Raw genomic sequence first — 14,837 nt, forward strand, 5'->3', positions numbered from 1 at the left:
GCCGTTATGGCCGTTTATCGAAAGGAAGAAGTCAATGCGCAATCTGGTTAAATATGTCGGGATTGGCCTGCTGGTTGTGGGTCTTGCAGCCTGTGATAACAGCGACACGAAAACGCCTGCTCAGGGCGCATCCGCAGAAAGCAATGCGACCGGCCAGCCGGTGAATCTGATGGATGGCAAACTCAGTTTCTCTCTGCCAGCCGATATGACTGACCAGAGCGGCAAGCTGGGCACCCAGGCGAACAACATGCACGTTTACTCCGACGCAACCGGGCAGAAAGCGGTCATTGTGATTGTGGGCGACGACACCAGCGAAGACCTGGCCGTCCTGTCCAAACGTCTTGAAGATCAGCAGCGCGGCCGCGACCCGCAGCTGCAGGTCGTGACCAATAAATCCATCGAGCTGAAAGGCCATAAGCTGCAGCAGCTCGACAGCATCATCTCCGCAAAAGGCCAGACCGCTTACTCCTCTGTCGTGCTGGGCAAGGTCGATAACAAACTGCTGACCCTGCAGATCACCCTGCCAGCGGAAGATCAGCAGAAAGCGCAGACGGCCGCTGAAAACATCATTAACACCATCGTGATCCAGTAACGCTTCACGACGATGACGTGGCCTCCGGTGCCTGCACCGGGGGCCATTTTTTTAGCCGCCACGTCAGCAGCAGCGCAATAACAACCAGACCCGCCGCGGCAAGATAGATCACCGGCACGCCTGCCCAGGCCATCACCAGCCCCGCCAGCGGGCCGGTAATGCCTAAAGACATATCCATGAATACCGTATAGGTCGCCAGCGCCGCCCCCTGATTCTGCTGCGGCACGGCTTTTACCGCCACCACGCCCAGCGCCGGGAAGACCAGGGAAAAGCCAGCCCCCGCGAGGAACACGCCCACTTTGGCGACCCACGGCACCATCGCAATTCCGGTCAGCAGCAGCCCGACAATCTCTATCGCAAAGCAGATCATCGCCACATTCAGCCCGCCGAGACGGTTGATGCCGTTAGGGAAAAGCAGGCGGGCACCTACAAACGCACAGCTAAACAGGGTTAACGCAAAGGCCGCGCCGTCCCAGCCTTTGGCGTCGTAGAACAGGGTGATGAAGGTCGCAATTACGCCAAAGCCGGTGGTTGCCAGCGCCAGCGCCATGCCGTACGGCCAGACGCGCCCCAGCACCGCACGAAACGGCAGCGGCTTGCCTTTGCTGGCCTTTACTTTCGGACGCGGCAGCGCAAAGAGAATTGCCAGCAGCGCGACCGCCATAATAGCGATAGACAGCCCATACAGCCCGCCAAGCGCATAGCAGGCCACGCCGAGCGGCGCCCCGAGCGCCATTGCACCGTAGGTGACAATCCCGTTCCAGGAGATCACCCGGCCAATGTGCGGCGCACCTACCACCCCCACGCCCCAGAGCGTCGAGCCGGTTCCCGCCAGGCTTTGTCCGATGCCGAGAATGACGCGGCCCAGGCAGAGCAGCGCCAGGCTGACCAGCGGCCAGTGGCTGGTTGCGGCAGCCAGCAGGTAGCTCAGGCCACTGAGGAAACAGCCGCATAAACCCACCACCACAATGCTTTTTGGACCGAACAGGTCCGCGTAGCGCCCGGCATGGGGGCGACTCAGGAGCGTGGCGAAATATTGCAGGCTGATGACCAGCCCCGCCCAGAAGGCGCTGAAGCCCATCACGTCATGGACATAGCTCGGCAGGACCGCCAGCGGCAGGCCAATGGTCAGATAGCTGGCAAAGTTGAAAATCACAACGGAAACGATGCGCAGATTGAGGCGCAATCCGCTCAGTGCCGGTTCAGCGGCAGGTTCGGGCATGGGGTTTTACCTGGATTTTTTACAACCGTGTTTCACTATTACCACGGCGCAATAAGAAAATCAGCACCGACTTTCAGATTAACGGCTCCAGACGAAGCGAAGCCCGGGCACTACACTTACCGGGTCATCATATTAAGGAACACGCATGATCGCTAACCCGTCCGACAAAGCAGGACTTCACATCTTATTAAAACTCGCCTGTCTGGTGGTTATCCTTGCGGGTATTCATGCTGCCGCCGACATTATTGTTCAGCTCCTGCTGGCGCTCTTTTTTGCCATTGTGCTTAATCCTCTGGTCACCTGGTTTTTACGTCGGGGAGTCAGCCGCCCGGTAGCCATCACCATTGTGGTTATTGTTATGCTGATTGGCCTGACGGCGCTCTTCGGCGTACTGGCGGCATCGCTGAGCGAATTCTCCACCATGCTGCCGCAGTACAACAAAGAGCTGACGCGTAAAATTGTCGCGCTGCAGGAGATGGTACCCTTTCTTAATCTGCATATTTCACCCGAACGGATGCTGCGCAGAATGGACTCCGAGAAGGTCATGACCTACGCCACCACCTTGATGACGGGGCTTTCCGGCGCGATGGCCAGCATTCTGCTGCTGGTCATGACGGTAGTGTTTATGCTGTTCGAAGTCCGCCACGTTCCCTATAAGCTGCGCTTTGCACTGAACAACCCACAAATTCACATTGCCGGATTACACCGGGCACTGAAGGGCGTCTCAAAATATCTGGCGCTGAAAACGCTTCTGAGCGTCTGGACCGGGGTCATTGTCTGGCTGGGCCTGATGCTGATGGACGTGCAGTTCGCGCTGATGTGGGGCGTGCTGGCATTTCTGCTGAACTACGTGCCGAATATTGGCGCGGTGCTTTCCGCCGTGCCGCCGATGATTCAGGCGTTTCTGTTCAACGGTTTCTACGAATGCATGCTGGTCGGCGCGCTGTTCCTCGTCGTGCATATGGTGCTGGGCAATATTCTTGAACCGCGCATGATGGGACACCGTCTGGGCATGTCGACGCTGGTGGTATTTTTATCCTTACTGATTTGGGGATGGCTGCTGGGCCCGGTCGGTATGCTGCTGTCGGTTCCCCTGACCAGCGTATGTAAAATCTGGATGGAAACCACCAAAGGCGGCAGCAAGCTGGCGATCCTGCTCGGTCCGGGGAGGCCGAAAAGCCGATTACCCGGATAACCGACCTACCTGTACAGGTAGGTTTAAACCATCAGTAATACACCGTAAATTACCGCGTCCTTAATCCGTCGCGGTATTTTATTTGCGTTAAGGCGATATTCATCCTGTTTTTATTTACGTCGTGCGCATTACGCTAAAACGCAATTTATGATTTAACGCAAATTATAAAAAATGAAATGGTTACTTATTTTTCCATGTTATTACTCCCGTCTTCGCTTCAACGTAATGCAAACATTAATATTGATTAAAAATACGCCTGGCGCCAACGGAAAGCCGGATGAATATTATTTGTAAATACCACTACCTTTAATTGTTAATATTGATATGGAGTTGTTGATGAAAAAGATCGTTAAATGGTGTGCTGCTGCCGTATTCGTTGGCGCACTGGCAGGCTGTGCGCGTACCGCCCCAATCGCTCAGGTTCACTCTATTGTAAGCGCGGGTCATACTGCCGATCAGGTAAAAACGGCAATTTTGAAAGCAGGCCAAAAACGTGACTGGATCATGACGGAAGCGGGCCCGGGAATGATTAAGGGGCGTCTGCAGTCGCGCGATCACTCGGTCCAGGTGAGTATTCCGTATACGGCAACAAGCTATTCAATCAACTATGAAAACAGCCTTAATCTGAAAGCGGCAGACGGTAAAATTCACAAAAATTATAACCGCTGGGTGAATAACCTCGACCACGATATTCAGCTGAACCTCTCCGCAGGCGCCACGCTGTAATATTTTTCTAAAGTCGGGCCGCGTATGGCCCGATAACCTCTCTTTATTATCCTCAAAGGTTACGTAGTAATGTACGAAAAGGACACACTCAGCGCACTGGATGCCATTACCGAAGCGCAACGCATCGCTTTTGCCCCGATGTTATTCCAGACTGCGCTTTGTCTGCGTAACTCAGGCGTTCTCGCCTGGCTAGATAAACAAGGGAAAGAAGGTGCCAGCCTTGAGGAAATAACAGAACACAGCACGCTAGGTAGCTATGGTGTCAGCGTACTGCTGGATATGGGATTAAGCGGTCGAATCGTAACCCAACAGCATGGACGTTATTTCCTGGCGAAAGTGGGCCATTTTTTACTGCACGACGAAATGACCCGCGTAAATATGGATTTCACCCAGGACGTTTGTTACCAGGGGCTATTTCACCTGGCGGACGCCCTGCAGGAAGAAAAACCTGCCGGATTAGCCGTGTTTGGCAACTGGCCAACCATCTACCCGGCTTTATCCCAATTACCTGCTCCGGCGAAGGATAGCTGGTTCGCCTTTGATCATTACTATTCCGACGCCGCTTTTGACGCGGCTTTGCCATATATATTCGCAAGCTCGCCGACAAAATTGTACGATGTGGGCGGAAATACGGGTAAATGGTCGTTACGCTGCTGCCGCTATGACGAAAATGTTGCCGTGACGATCCTCGATCTGCCGCAGCAGATAGCGCTGGCGCAGGAAAACATCGCAAAAGCAGGTTTTTCTCATCGTATTGCATTCCATGCTGTCGATATGCTTAGCCCAGCAACATTGCCGGGTGACGCCGACGTCTGGTGGATGAGCCAGTTCCTGGATTGTTTCTCTCCGGATCAGATTGTCGCCATGCTGACGCGCGTCGCACAGGCCATGAAGCCAGGCGCACGTTTGTGCATCATGGAGCTTTTCTGGGATGCTCAGAAATTTGAAGCAGCCTCTTTCAGCCTGAATGCCACCTCGCTCTATTTCACCTGTATGGCGAATGGCAATAGCCGGTTTTACAGCGTAGAAAAGTTTTATCGCTACCTGGAGAGCGCAGGTTTCAGCGTTGAACAGCGGCTGGACAACCTTGGGGTCGGTCATACCCTGCTGATATGCACCAAACGTGAACAATAGAGCAGCTTAGCTGCCGGGGTGGCCCAGTCTGCCTTTTGAATACGGTTTTTTTCGCGGACGCGCGTAGATGAAATTTTCACTGAACATTATCGACTGGCAGGCCAGAGCGCCAGGACTCAGCGATGCCACAGAGTGGCAGGCGTGGTCTCGCCTGCAGCTGGCCGTCGATCCAGCTGCCCCGCTTCCCCGGTTGACCGCTTTACCCATGATGACCGCGCGCCGCCTCAATTCAGGCAGCAAGCTGGCGGTGGATATTGGTCTTGCCATGCTGCAAAACCACGCCATTGATGCCGTCGTCTATTCCAGTCGCCACGGTGAGCTGGAGCGCAACTACCGTATTCTGCATGCTCTGGCAACCGGCCAGTCCGTATCGCCCACCGACTTCGCCATGTCCGTGCACAACTCGGCGGTGGGCAATCTCACGATTACCGCACGCCAGCCCATCGTCTCGTCATCCATTTCTGCCGGGCTGGACACCTTCCAGCAGGCTTTATGTGAAGTGCTGAGCCTGCTGCATGCCGGCTACTCCCGCGTCTTGCTGGTCGATTTTGACGGCGCGCTGCCGGAATTTTACCATCCGGCGTTACCGCAGCAGATGCCCACCTGGCCCTACGCACTGGCGCTGGTCATTGAATCCGGCCAGGAATTGCAGTGTGAAACCCACAGCGGCAGCGCGGGTGAAGAACCCGCCCTGCCGCAAAGCCTGATGTTCCTGCAGCGCTATCTCAGCGAGGAACGCCAGTTTGTAGTGCCCGGCGAACGTTTGCTGTGGCAATGGACGCGCGCATGAACCACCTGGCTGCCCGTATCAACTGGTTATGGCGTCTGGTGATGACCGGATTCTGCTTCGCGCTGTTTGGCGTGGGCGGACTGCTGCTGTCGCTGGTCTGGTTCAACCTGCTGCTGATCGTCCAGCGCGACCGCGCCAACCGTCGACGTCTGGCGCGTCGCAGCATTGCGGCCAGCTTCCGTTTCTTCCTGACCGTTGCGCGCGGACTCGGGGTACTGGACTATCGCATTCACAATCTTGACGCGCTGCGCAGCGATCGGGGTTGTCTGGTGGTAGCTAACCACCCCACGTTAATTGACTACGTGATTCTGGCGTCGGTGATGCCAGAAACCGACTGTCTGGTGAAGAGCGCGCTGCTGCGTAATCCCTTTGTCAGCGGCGTCATCCGCGCGGCGGATTACCTGATTAACAGCGAAGCCGAGCCCCTGCTCGCGGCCAGCCAGCAGCGTCTGGCTCAGGGCGACACGCTTTTGATCTTCCCGGAAGGCACGCGAACCCGGTTTGGCGAGGCTATCTCCCTCCAGCGCGGCGCGGCTAATATCGCCGTGCGCTGTAACAGCGATCTGCGGGTGGTGCTGATCCACTGTAGCGAACATCTGCTGGATAAAAAAAGTCACTGGTATGATGTACCGCCAGAAAAACCTGTTTTCACCGTGGATGTCCGCGACCGCGTGAACATCGACGAATTTTACGATGCAAATGAACAAGAACCGGCGCTGGCGGCAAGGCAGTTAAACCGGCATCTGGAGCATCGATTAACATCAGGCCTTCAATCTTTGTCAGGAATTAATGATGCAAGCGCTTTATCTTGAAATTAAGAATCTCATTATCACCACGCTGAATCTGGACGAGCTTACCGCAGAGGATATTGATACCGATGCCGCGCTGTTTGGCGATGGACTGGGTCTGGACTCCATTGACGCGCTGGAACTGGGTCTGGCCGTGAAAAACCAGTATGGCGTGGTGCTTTCTGCCGAAAGCGAAGAGATGCGCCAGCACTTCTTTTCCGTCGCCACGCTGGCGTCCTTTATCAACGCTCAACGCGCCTGAGATGTGAACGATGACTGAACAAGAAACCATTTATCAGGAAGTCTGCGGCCTTCTGACCAAGCTCTTTGAAATCGACCCGCAGGACATTACGCCCGAAGCCCGTCTTTATGAAGACCTGGAGCTGGACAGCATTGACGCGGTGGACATGATCGTTCATCTGCAGAAGAAAACCGGTAAGAAAATCAAGCCGGAAACCTTCAAATCGGTTCGTACCGTTCAGGATGTGGTAGACGCCGTCGAACAGCTTCTGCGCGAAGAGTAAGACGTCGTGCGTGGTGGACGGACGTTCCCGCTCATCCCACTGCTGACGGGTCTGATGCTGCTGGCGTGGCCTTTTCTGATTGGATTTGGGCTGACGCACAACAGCCTGCAGTGGCTGTTACCGGTGATGGCGCTGATGTTGCTGCTGCGGCTGCGTCAGGCACAGCGGAACCGTGGCCCGATGCGGTATGTGGTGCAGTGCGTGGCGCTCGCGGGCATTGCGCTCTGCGCGGCAAGCTACCTGCTGAAAACCCACCAGTGGCTGCTGTTCTACCCGGTGGTCGTCAACCTTGTGATGCTGGCCGTGTTTGGCGGTTCGCTGTGGACCGCGATGCCGCTGGTCGAACGGCTGGCGCGCTTGCGCGAGCCGGATTTGCCCCCGGAGGGCGTGCGCTATACCCGCAGGGTGACCCTCGTCTGGTGCGGCTTTTTCATCGGAAACGGCGCGATGGCGCTGTTCACCGTTCTCCACGGCGACCTGCATCTGTGGACGCTGTGGAACGGTATGGTGGCTTATATCCTGATGGGAACGCTGATGGCGACCGAGTGGCTGGTCCGCCAGCGGGTGATAAAAAAAGAGATGCACAATGACTAACCCCCTTCCGCTGGGCCAGTGGTTGAACGCCCCGCGCCCTGACGACATGCCCGTTGCCTGGCTTGACGATCGTACCTGGACGCTGGGCCAGCTGCGCCACGACGTGACCTTGCTGGTTGACACCCTGCGTCAGCAGGAAGGCGAGCGCTGGGCGCTGTGCTTTGAAAACAGCTATCTGTTTATCGTTGCGCTGCTGGCCTCGCTGCATGCCGGTAAAACGCCAGTCATTCCCGGCCATAGCCGCGTCTCGCAGCTTGAAGAACAGCAGTCGTTGTTTAGCGGCGTCCTGAGCGACAGGACTCTCGATTTCCATGGCAAGCTGATTGTGGTGGCCTCCAGCCATCAGACTGCTCGCCACTGGACGCCCCTGCCGGACATTGACGAAAGCCGCTTTGTTGAACTGTTCACCTCCGGCTCCACGGGCACCCCGCGCCGGGTGGTTAAGCACATCGTCAGTCTGGATCGCGAAGCCCGTCTGCTGGCAGACCGCTTCGGCGAGCGTCTGACCGGCTGTAGCGTTGTCGCCTCGGTCGTACCGCAACACCTGTATGGCCTGACATTCCGTATCGTCTTGCCGATGGCGCTGGGCCTGCCGCTGCATGCCGCGATGCTCTATTACGCAGAACAACTGGCCGCCCTTCCTCATGACAGGCATTACCTGTTCATCAGCAGCCCGGCGTTCCTGAAGCGCCTGGATACGGAGCTTCCCGCGCCGCCCGTCAGAATGCTGATTTCAGCAGGCGGAATGCTGCCCTGGTGCGACGTATCCACCACCGCTGACTGGCTTAACATCTGGCCGGATGAAATTTATGGCAGCACCGAAACCGGGATCCTCGCCTGGCGCCATCGCCAGCAGGATAACGTGCCGTGGCTCGCGTTCCCCGGCGTTATCTTCCATCAGGAAGATGACGCCTGTCGCGTCACGTCGCCACTGATCCACGAGGCTGAAGGACTCCAGCTGGACGATATCCTCCACTTCGACAGCGAGGGGCTTTTCAGCATCGCCGGGCGTCGCGGGCGGGTGGTCAAAATTGAAGAAAAGCGCATCTCGCTTAACGAGATCGAACGTCGCCTGCTGGAGCTCGACGGCATTTGCGAAGCGGCGGCCCTGCCGGTCACGCGCGGGGGCCGTCAGGGTATTGGCGCCCTGCTGGTCCTGGACGAAGCGGTTCGTCAGCGCGGCTATATGCAGGATAAAAAAGCGCAGGAGTTCGCCTGGCGTCGCGCCCTGCTGCCGTGGCTTGAGCCGGTCGCCGTTCCACGCTACTGGCGTATTGTCGATGAAATGCCGGTAAACAGTATGAACAAGCGTGTCTATGCGCAGTTAGAGGAGTTATTTCATGAAAATTCATGAAATTGAGCGCCACCAGACACAGCCGGAGAAGCTGGAGATCGTTTTGCATCTCGACGCGGCGCTGTTCTGGTTTCAGGGCCATTTTGCCGTACAGCCGCTGCTGCCCGGCGTTGCGCAGCTTGACTGGGTGATGCACTACGCCACGACGTTACTGGCACCGGGCTACCGCTTTCACAGCATTCAAAACGTGAAGTTCCAGGCACCTCTGCTGCCGGAAACCACGGTGACGCTGATGCTTGAGTGGCATGCTGAACGTCAGATGCTGACCTTCAGCTACCAGCGTCACGCAGGGGCTGAGCGCCATACCGCCAGCAGCGGGAAAATTCGGCTATGTCAGTAACCTTCCGCCCCTGCGTGCTGATCCCGTGCTACAACCACGGCGCCATGATCGCCAGCGTGCTCTCACGTCTCGCGCCGTTCGGCCTGCCGTGCCTGGTGGTGGATGACGGCAGCGACGCAGTCACCCGTCAGGAGCTTGAGCGCCTGGCGGCTGAGCAGCCGCAGATGACGCTGGTCCGTCTGGCGCAAAACGCCGGAAAAGGTGCCGCGGTCATCAGGGGGCTGGAAGAGTGCGCGCACGCGGGCTATACCCACGCCGTGCAGGTGGACGCGGACGGCCAACACGCCATCGAAGATATCCCCAAACTGCTGGCGCTGGCGGAGCGCCACCCGGACGCGCTGATTTCCGGCCAGCCCATTTACGATGATTCCATTCCGCGCTCGCGACTCTACGGGCGCTGGATAACCCACGTCTGGGTCTGGATTGAGACCTTATCCCTGCAGCTTAAAGACAGCATGTGCGGCTTTCGGGTCTACCCGGTCTCGCCCACGCTGCGGCTGGCAGCGCGTGAAACGCTCGGTAAACGGATGGACTTTGACACCGAAGTGATGGTCCGTCTTTACTGGCAGGGCAACACCAGCGTCTTTTTGCCCACCCGTGTCACCTACCCGCAGGACGGCTTGTCCCACTTCGATGCGTTAAAAGATAACGTGCGGATCTCCCTGATGCATACCCGACTCTTCTTCGGCATGCTGCCCCGCATGCCCGGCCTGCTTTTCCGTCGACGCCGCCAGCACTGGGCGCAGCAGGACGAGGTCAAGGGTCTGTGGGGGATGCGCCTGATGCTGCGCGTCTGGAAACTGCTGGGTCGGCGGGCCTTTACCGTGCTGCTGTGGCCGGTGATCGGCGTGTACTGGCTTATAGCACGTCCTGCACGGCAGGCCTCGCGGCAGTGGATTGGAAGGGTCAAGCAAGAACTGCATAAGCGGAACATGCCCGTTCCCCCGCGGCTCAACAGCTTTTTCCATTTTATGCGCTTCGGCAACGCGATGCTGGATAAGGTCGCCAGCTGGCGCGGCGAGCTGAAGTTTGATCGCGACGTGGTCTTTGCCGCCGGCGCGAGCGAAACGCTTAATATAGCGGCGCCGCAGGGCAAGCTGCTGCTGGCCTCGCATCTTGGCGACGTAGAAGCCTGCCGGGCCCTGGCCCAGCTGGACGGCAGCAAAATTATCACCGCCCTGGTCTTCAGCGAGAACGCCCAGCGCTTTAAGCAGATCATGAGCGAAATGGCGCCCGAGGCCAGCGTGAATTTGATGTCGGTCACCGACATCGGCCCGGACACCGCGATCGCCATCAAAGAGAAGCTTGAGCGGGGAGAATGGGTCGCGATTGTGGGCGATCGCATCGCGGTGAATCCGCAGCGTGGCGGCGAGTGGCGGGTGATCTGGAGTACGTTTATGGGGCAGCCAGCGCCGTTCCCACAGGGGCCGTTTATCCTGGCCTCCATCCTGCGCTGCCCTGTGGTGCTGATTTTTGCCCTGCGCCAGCAGGGTAAGCTCGTCCTGCACTGTGAACCGTTTGCAGATCCGCTGCACCTGCCGCGCGGTGAACGCCAGCAGGCGCTGCAGGATACCGTCGATCGCTACGCGCAGCGGCTGGAGCATTACGCCCTCATGTCGCCGCTCGACTGGTTTAATTTTTTCGATTTCTGGCATCTGCCAGAGTCCAGTGAAAAGGAGTAAAGGGTGCTGACCGATCCCCGCTTTACGACTGAAGTCGAGATCACCGTTCCGTTCCACGACGTCGATATGATGGGCGTGGTCTGGCACGGTAACTATTTCCGCTACTTTGAGATCGCCCGCGAGGCGCTGCTCAATCAGTTTGACTATGGCTATCGCCAGATGAAGGCCTCCGGCTACGTCTGGCCCGTCGTCGACACGCGGGTGAAATACCGCGATGCGGTGACCTTTGAGCAGCGTATTCGCGTCCGCGCGCACGTTGAAGAGTATGAAAACCGCCTGCGCATTGCCTATCAAATTTTCGATGCGCAGACCGGCAAACGCACGACCACCGGTTACACCATCCAGGTGGCGGTGGAAGAAGCCACCCGCGAAATGTGCTTTGTGAGCCCGGCAATACTGTTTGAACGTATGGGAGTAACGCCATGAAATGGTTGCCTTTACTGGCGCTAATCCTCAGCCCGCTGGTAAGCGCCGTGACGCTGGATGAGCTGCAGCAGCGCTTCACCGAGCAGCCCGTGGTGCGCGCGCACTTCGAACAGGTTCGCACGATAAAAGATATGCCGCAGCCGCTGCGCTCGCAGGGCGAAATGCTGATCGCCCGCGACAGCGGCCTGCTGTGGGATCAAAAAGCGCCGTTTCCGATGACGCTGCTGCTGGACGACAAGCGGATGGTTCAGGCAATCAACGGCCAGCCGCCGCAGACCATCACTGCCGACAATAATCCGCAGATGTTCCAGTTCAATCATCTTCTGCGCGCCCTGTTCCAGGCCGACCGCAAGGTGCTGGAAGAGAACTTCCGCATTGATTTTAAAGACCTGGGAGCGGGCCGCTGGTCGCTGGTGCTTACGCCAAAAACGACGCCGCTGGACAAGATTTTCGCCACCCTCGATCTGGGCGGCGCGACCTATCTGGAGACGATTCGACTCAACGACAAACAGGGCGACCGTACCGATATCGCCCTTTCACGCCACCAACTGACGCCCGCCAGCCTGACCGATGACGAACGCCAACGCTTTGCCGCACCGTAAATCCCTGCGCCCGGCGCTGCTGTGGGCCACGCTATGCCTGATTCTGATGGGCGTGCTGCTGTCGCTGCTGCCCGGCGCGCGTCTGAACAGCAGCGTGCTGGCCATGCTGCCGAAGCAGACGCTGGGGGCGATCCCGCCGGCGCTCAACGACGGGTTTATGCAGCGTCTCGACCGCCAGCTGGTCTGGCTGGTCAGCCCCGGCAAAGAGCCCGATCCGCGCGTGGCGCAGCAGTGGCTGGCGCTGCTGCAAAGCACTGATTCGCTTAGCGAGGTCAAAGGCCCGATGGACGCCGCAGAGCAAAAGGCCTGGGGAGAGTTCTTCTGGCAGCACCGAAATGGCCTGATCGATCCCGCCACCCGCGCCCGCCTGCAAAACGGCGGAGAAGCGCAGGCGCAGTGGATTTTATCTCAGCTTTATTCGGCCTTTTCCGGCGTCAGCGGCAAAGAGCTGCAAAACGATCCCCTGATGCTGATGCGCGGCTCGCAGCTCGCTCTGGCGCAAAACGGCCAGAAGCTACGGCTGATGGACGGCTGGCTGGTCACAAAAGATGAGGCGGGAAACTACTGGTATCTTCTGCACGGAGAGCTGGCGGGCTCGTCATTTGATATGCAGCAGACCCACCGGCTCGTGACGACGCTTAACGCGCTGCAGGAGACGCTCAAAGCCCGTTACCCGCAGGCACAGCTGCTTTCCCGCGGGACCGTGTTTTATAGCGATTACGCCAGCCAGCAGGCCAAACGCGACGTCTCAACGCTGGGCATCGCCACCCTGCTTGGCGTGTTCCTGCTCATCGTGGCGGTGTTCCGCTCTCTGCGTCCGCTGCTGCTGAGCGTGCTCTCGATTGCCATCGGCGCGCTGGCGGGCACGGTGGTAACGCTGCTGCTCTTTGGCGAGCTGCACCTGATGACGCTGGTGATGAGCATGAGCATCATCGGTATTTCAGCCGACTACACGCTCTACTACCTGACCGAACGGATGGTGCACGGCGCGGAGCTTTCCCCCTGGCAAAGCCTGGACAAAGTTCGCAATGCGCTGCTGATGGCGCTGCTGACGACGGTCGCCGCCTACCTGATTATGATGCTGGCCCCCTTCCCCGGGATCCGCCAGATGGCGGTGTTCGCCGCCGTGGGGCTGAGCGCCTCCTGCCTGACGGTGATTTTCTGGCATCCGTGGCTGTGCCGCGGGTTACCGGTGCGCCCGGTTCCATTTATGGTCCTGATGCTGCGCTGGCTGGCCGCCTGGCGGCGCAGTAAAAAATTGTCCGTTGGTTTGCCCGTCGCGCTGGCGCTGCTCTCCGCCGTGGGGATGAGTACGCTGAGGGTGGACGACGACATCGCCCAGCTGCAGGCGCTGCCGAAAGATATTCTGGCGCAGGAGAAGGCCATTACCGCCCTGACCGGACAGAGCGTCGATCAGAAATGGTTTGTGGTTCACGGCGCCTCGCCTCAGCAAACGCTGGAGCGGCTGGAAGCCTTTACCCCGGCGCTGGCGGAGGCGCAAAAAGCGGGAGAAATTGCCCGCTGGCGCACCCTGCCGCTGAACTCGCTGGCCCGCCAGAAAAGCGATCTTACGCTTCTACAGAACGCCGCGCCTGCGGTAATGAACGTGCTGAAAAACGCCGGGCTCAACGCCGTCTCCCCGAATCTCGACGCCATGCCGGTCAGCGTGGACGCGTGGCTTAAAAGCCCGGCGAGCGAAGGCTGGCGTCTGCTCTGGCTGACCCTGCCCGAAGGGGAAAGCGGCGTGCTTGTGCCGGTGGACGGTGCGAAAAACAGCGCTTACCTCGGTGAGCTGGCCGTGCGCCATGACGGCGTCGTCTGGGTCGATCGCAAAGCCAGCTTTGACAGCCTGTTTGCCCTCTACCGCACGCTGCTGACGGGGCTACTGTTTGCGGCGCTGGCGGTGATTGCCTGCGGGGCGATGCAGCGCCTCGGCTGGCGTAAAGGGCTGATAAGCCTGGTGCCGTCCTTGCTGTCGCTGACCTGCGGGCTGTCGGTCCTGGCCGCAACGGGCCACCCGGTGAATCTGTTTTCACTTCTGGCGCTGGTACTGGTGCTCGGCATTGGCATTAACTACACGCTGTTTTTCAGCAACCCGCGCGGTACGCCGCTGACCTCCATGCTGGCGATTACGCTGGCCATGATGACCACGCTGCTGACGCTGGGCATGCTCGTCTTTAGCGCCACCCAGGCCATCAGCAGCTTTGGTATCGTGCTGGTGAGCGGTATTTTTACCGCCTTCCTGCTGGCGCCGCTGGCGATGCCGGATAAGAAAGAGAGAAAACGTAAATGAACGCTTTTTACCGCGCCGTCGCGCTAACCGCAGCGCTGCTGCTGGCGGGCTGCAGCCATTCGACCGATACCAAAGAGACGCGTCCTCAGGCCTGGCTCCAGCCGGGAACCAGAGTGACGCTCCCGCCGCCCGGCATTAGCCCGGCGGTAAGCTCCCAGCAGCTGCTGACCGGCAGCTTTAACGGACAAACGCAATCTCTGCTGGTGATGCTCAACGCGGATGCGCATAAGGTGACGCTGGCCGGGCTCTCTTCCGTGGGCATTCGTCTGTTCCTGGCGACGTACGATGAGACCGGTATTCATACCGAACAGTCGATCGTTGTGCCGCAGCTGCCGCCCGCAAGCCAGGTGCTGGCGGACGTGATGCTAAGCCACTGGCCAATTAGCGCCTGGCAGCCGCAGTTGCCGAAGGGCTGGACGCTAACGGACAATGGCGATCGACGCGAGCTGCGTAACGCCAGCGGCAAGCTGGTGACGGAGATTGTCTACCTGCAGCGTAAAGGCAAACGCGAGCCGATCAGCATCGAGCAACACGTATTCAAATACCACATCACCATTCAATATCTGGGTGACTGA

17 protein-coding genes are annotated in these 14,837 nt (G+C 58.6%); 16 read left to right on the forward strand and 1 reads right to left on the reverse strand.

Features of this window, described 5'->3' with window-relative positions; all coding sequences use genetic code 11:
• Nucleotides 1-34 precede the first annotated feature (34 nt).
• Complete coding sequence (locus FOY93_RS20945; protein ID WP_008503073.1) at nt 35-592, forward strand: DcrB family lipoprotein; 558 nt, start codon at nt 35-37, stop codon at nt 590-592.
• A 4-nt stretch (nt 593-596) separates the two neighbouring features.
• On the opposite strand, the gene FOY93_RS20950 is transcribed toward FOY93_RS20945, so the two are convergent.
• Complete coding sequence (locus tag FOY93_RS20950; protein WP_133295270.1) at nt 597-1,814, reverse strand: MFS transporter; 1,218 nt, start codon at nt 1,812-1,814, stop codon at nt 597-599.
• 145 nt (nt 1,815-1,959) lie between these two features.
• Here FOY93_RS20950 and FOY93_RS20955 point away from each other — a divergent pair, with 145 nt between their 5' ends.
• The 15 genes from FOY93_RS20955 to FOY93_RS21025 all read left to right on the forward strand — a co-directional run bounded on the left by FOY93_RS20955 (nt 1,960) and on the right by FOY93_RS21025 (nt 14,837).
• Nucleotides 1,960-3,009, forward strand: coding sequence for an AI-2E family transporter (locus tag FOY93_RS20955; RefSeq protein ID WP_023309517.1), 1,050 nt, complete (start codon nt 1,960-1,962; stop codon nt 3,007-3,009).
• A 336-nt stretch (nt 3,010-3,345) separates the two neighbouring features.
• Nucleotides 3,346-3,735, forward strand: a complete 390-nt coding sequence (locus FOY93_RS20960) for a lipoprotein (RefSeq protein WP_111963747.1) — start codon at nt 3,346-3,348, stop codon at nt 3,733-3,735.
• Nucleotides 3,736-3,804: 69 nt separating this feature from the next.
• Nucleotides 3,805-4,869 (forward strand): methyltransferase, encoded by a 1,065-nt coding sequence (locus tag FOY93_RS20965; RefSeq protein WP_111963746.1) that lies wholly within the window; start codon nt 3,805-3,807, stop codon nt 4,867-4,869.
• A 67-nt stretch (nt 4,870-4,936) separates the two neighbouring features.
• Nucleotides 4,937-5,659: a beta-ketoacyl synthase chain length factor gene (locus tag FOY93_RS20970; protein WP_133295271.1), complete on the forward strand. Its 723-nt coding sequence runs from the start codon at nt 4,937-4,939 to the stop codon at nt 5,657-5,659.
• Entirely contained in the window at nt 5,656-6,471 is an 816-nt protein-coding gene (locus FOY93_RS20975) for a lysophospholipid acyltransferase family protein (protein WP_133295272.1), read from the forward strand. The genes FOY93_RS20970 and FOY93_RS20975 overlap by 4 nt, the downstream gene beginning before the upstream one ends.
• Nucleotides 6,452-6,709: a phosphopantetheine-binding protein gene (locus FOY93_RS20980; RefSeq protein ID WP_008503081.1), complete on the forward strand. Its 258-nt coding sequence runs from the start codon at nt 6,452-6,454 to the stop codon at nt 6,707-6,709. The genes FOY93_RS20975 and FOY93_RS20980 overlap by 20 nt, the downstream gene beginning before the upstream one ends.
• A gap of 10 nt (nt 6,710-6,719) precedes the next feature.
• Nucleotides 6,720-6,971, forward strand: coding sequence for an acyl carrier protein (locus FOY93_RS20985; protein ID WP_024908875.1), 252 nt, complete (start codon nt 6,720-6,722; stop codon nt 6,969-6,971).
• 6 nt (nt 6,972-6,977) lie between these two features.
• The gene (locus tag FOY93_RS20990) at nt 6,978-7,565 is read left to right on the forward strand and encodes a COG4648 family protein (protein WP_133295273.1); all 588 of its coding nucleotides are present in this window, start codon (nt 6,978-6,980) and stop codon (nt 7,563-7,565) included.
• Complete coding sequence (locus FOY93_RS20995) at nt 7,558-8,919, forward strand: class I adenylate-forming enzyme family protein (RefSeq protein WP_143345626.1); 1,362 nt, start codon at nt 7,558-7,560, stop codon at nt 8,917-8,919. Before FOY93_RS20990 ends, FOY93_RS20995 begins: the two co-directional genes overlap by 8 nt.
• On the forward strand, nt 8,906-9,259 hold the full coding sequence (locus FOY93_RS21000; RefSeq protein WP_111963741.1) for an ApeI family dehydratase: 354 nt from the start codon (nt 8,906-8,908) through the stop codon (nt 9,257-9,259). Before FOY93_RS20995 ends, FOY93_RS21000 begins: the two co-directional genes overlap by 14 nt.
• Nucleotides 9,250-10,941, forward strand: coding sequence for a glycosyltransferase family 2 protein (locus tag FOY93_RS21005; RefSeq protein ID WP_143345627.1), 1,692 nt, complete (start codon nt 9,250-9,252; stop codon nt 10,939-10,941). The genes FOY93_RS21000 and FOY93_RS21005 overlap by 10 nt, the downstream gene beginning before the upstream one ends.
• A gap of 3 nt (nt 10,942-10,944) precedes the next feature.
• Nucleotides 10,945-11,367 (forward strand): acyl-CoA thioesterase, encoded by a 423-nt coding sequence (locus FOY93_RS21010; protein WP_023309526.1) that lies wholly within the window; start codon nt 10,945-10,947, stop codon nt 11,365-11,367.
• Nucleotides 11,364-11,969 carry a LolA family protein gene (locus tag FOY93_RS21015; protein ID WP_115876834.1) on the forward strand — a complete coding sequence of 202 codons (606 nt, stop codon included), beginning with the start codon at nt 11,364-11,366 and terminating at the stop codon, nt 11,967-11,969. The genes FOY93_RS21010 and FOY93_RS21015 overlap by 4 nt, the downstream gene beginning before the upstream one ends.
• Nucleotides 11,938-14,262, forward strand: coding sequence for an MMPL family transporter (locus FOY93_RS21020; protein ID WP_143345628.1), 2,325 nt, complete (start codon nt 11,938-11,940; stop codon nt 14,260-14,262). The genes FOY93_RS21015 and FOY93_RS21020 overlap by 32 nt, the downstream gene beginning before the upstream one ends.
• The gene (locus FOY93_RS21025) at nt 14,259-14,837 is read left to right on the forward strand and encodes a DUF3261 domain-containing protein (protein ID WP_115876832.1); all 579 of its coding nucleotides are present in this window, start codon (nt 14,259-14,261) and stop codon (nt 14,835-14,837) included. Before FOY93_RS21020 ends, FOY93_RS21025 begins: the two co-directional genes overlap by 4 nt.

Origin of the sequence: Enterobacter sp. 18A13 (genome assembly GCF_007035975.1) — a bacterium.
Classification (GTDB): domain Bacteria; phylum Pseudomonadota; class Gammaproteobacteria; order Enterobacterales; family Enterobacteriaceae; genus Enterobacter; species Enterobacter vonholyi.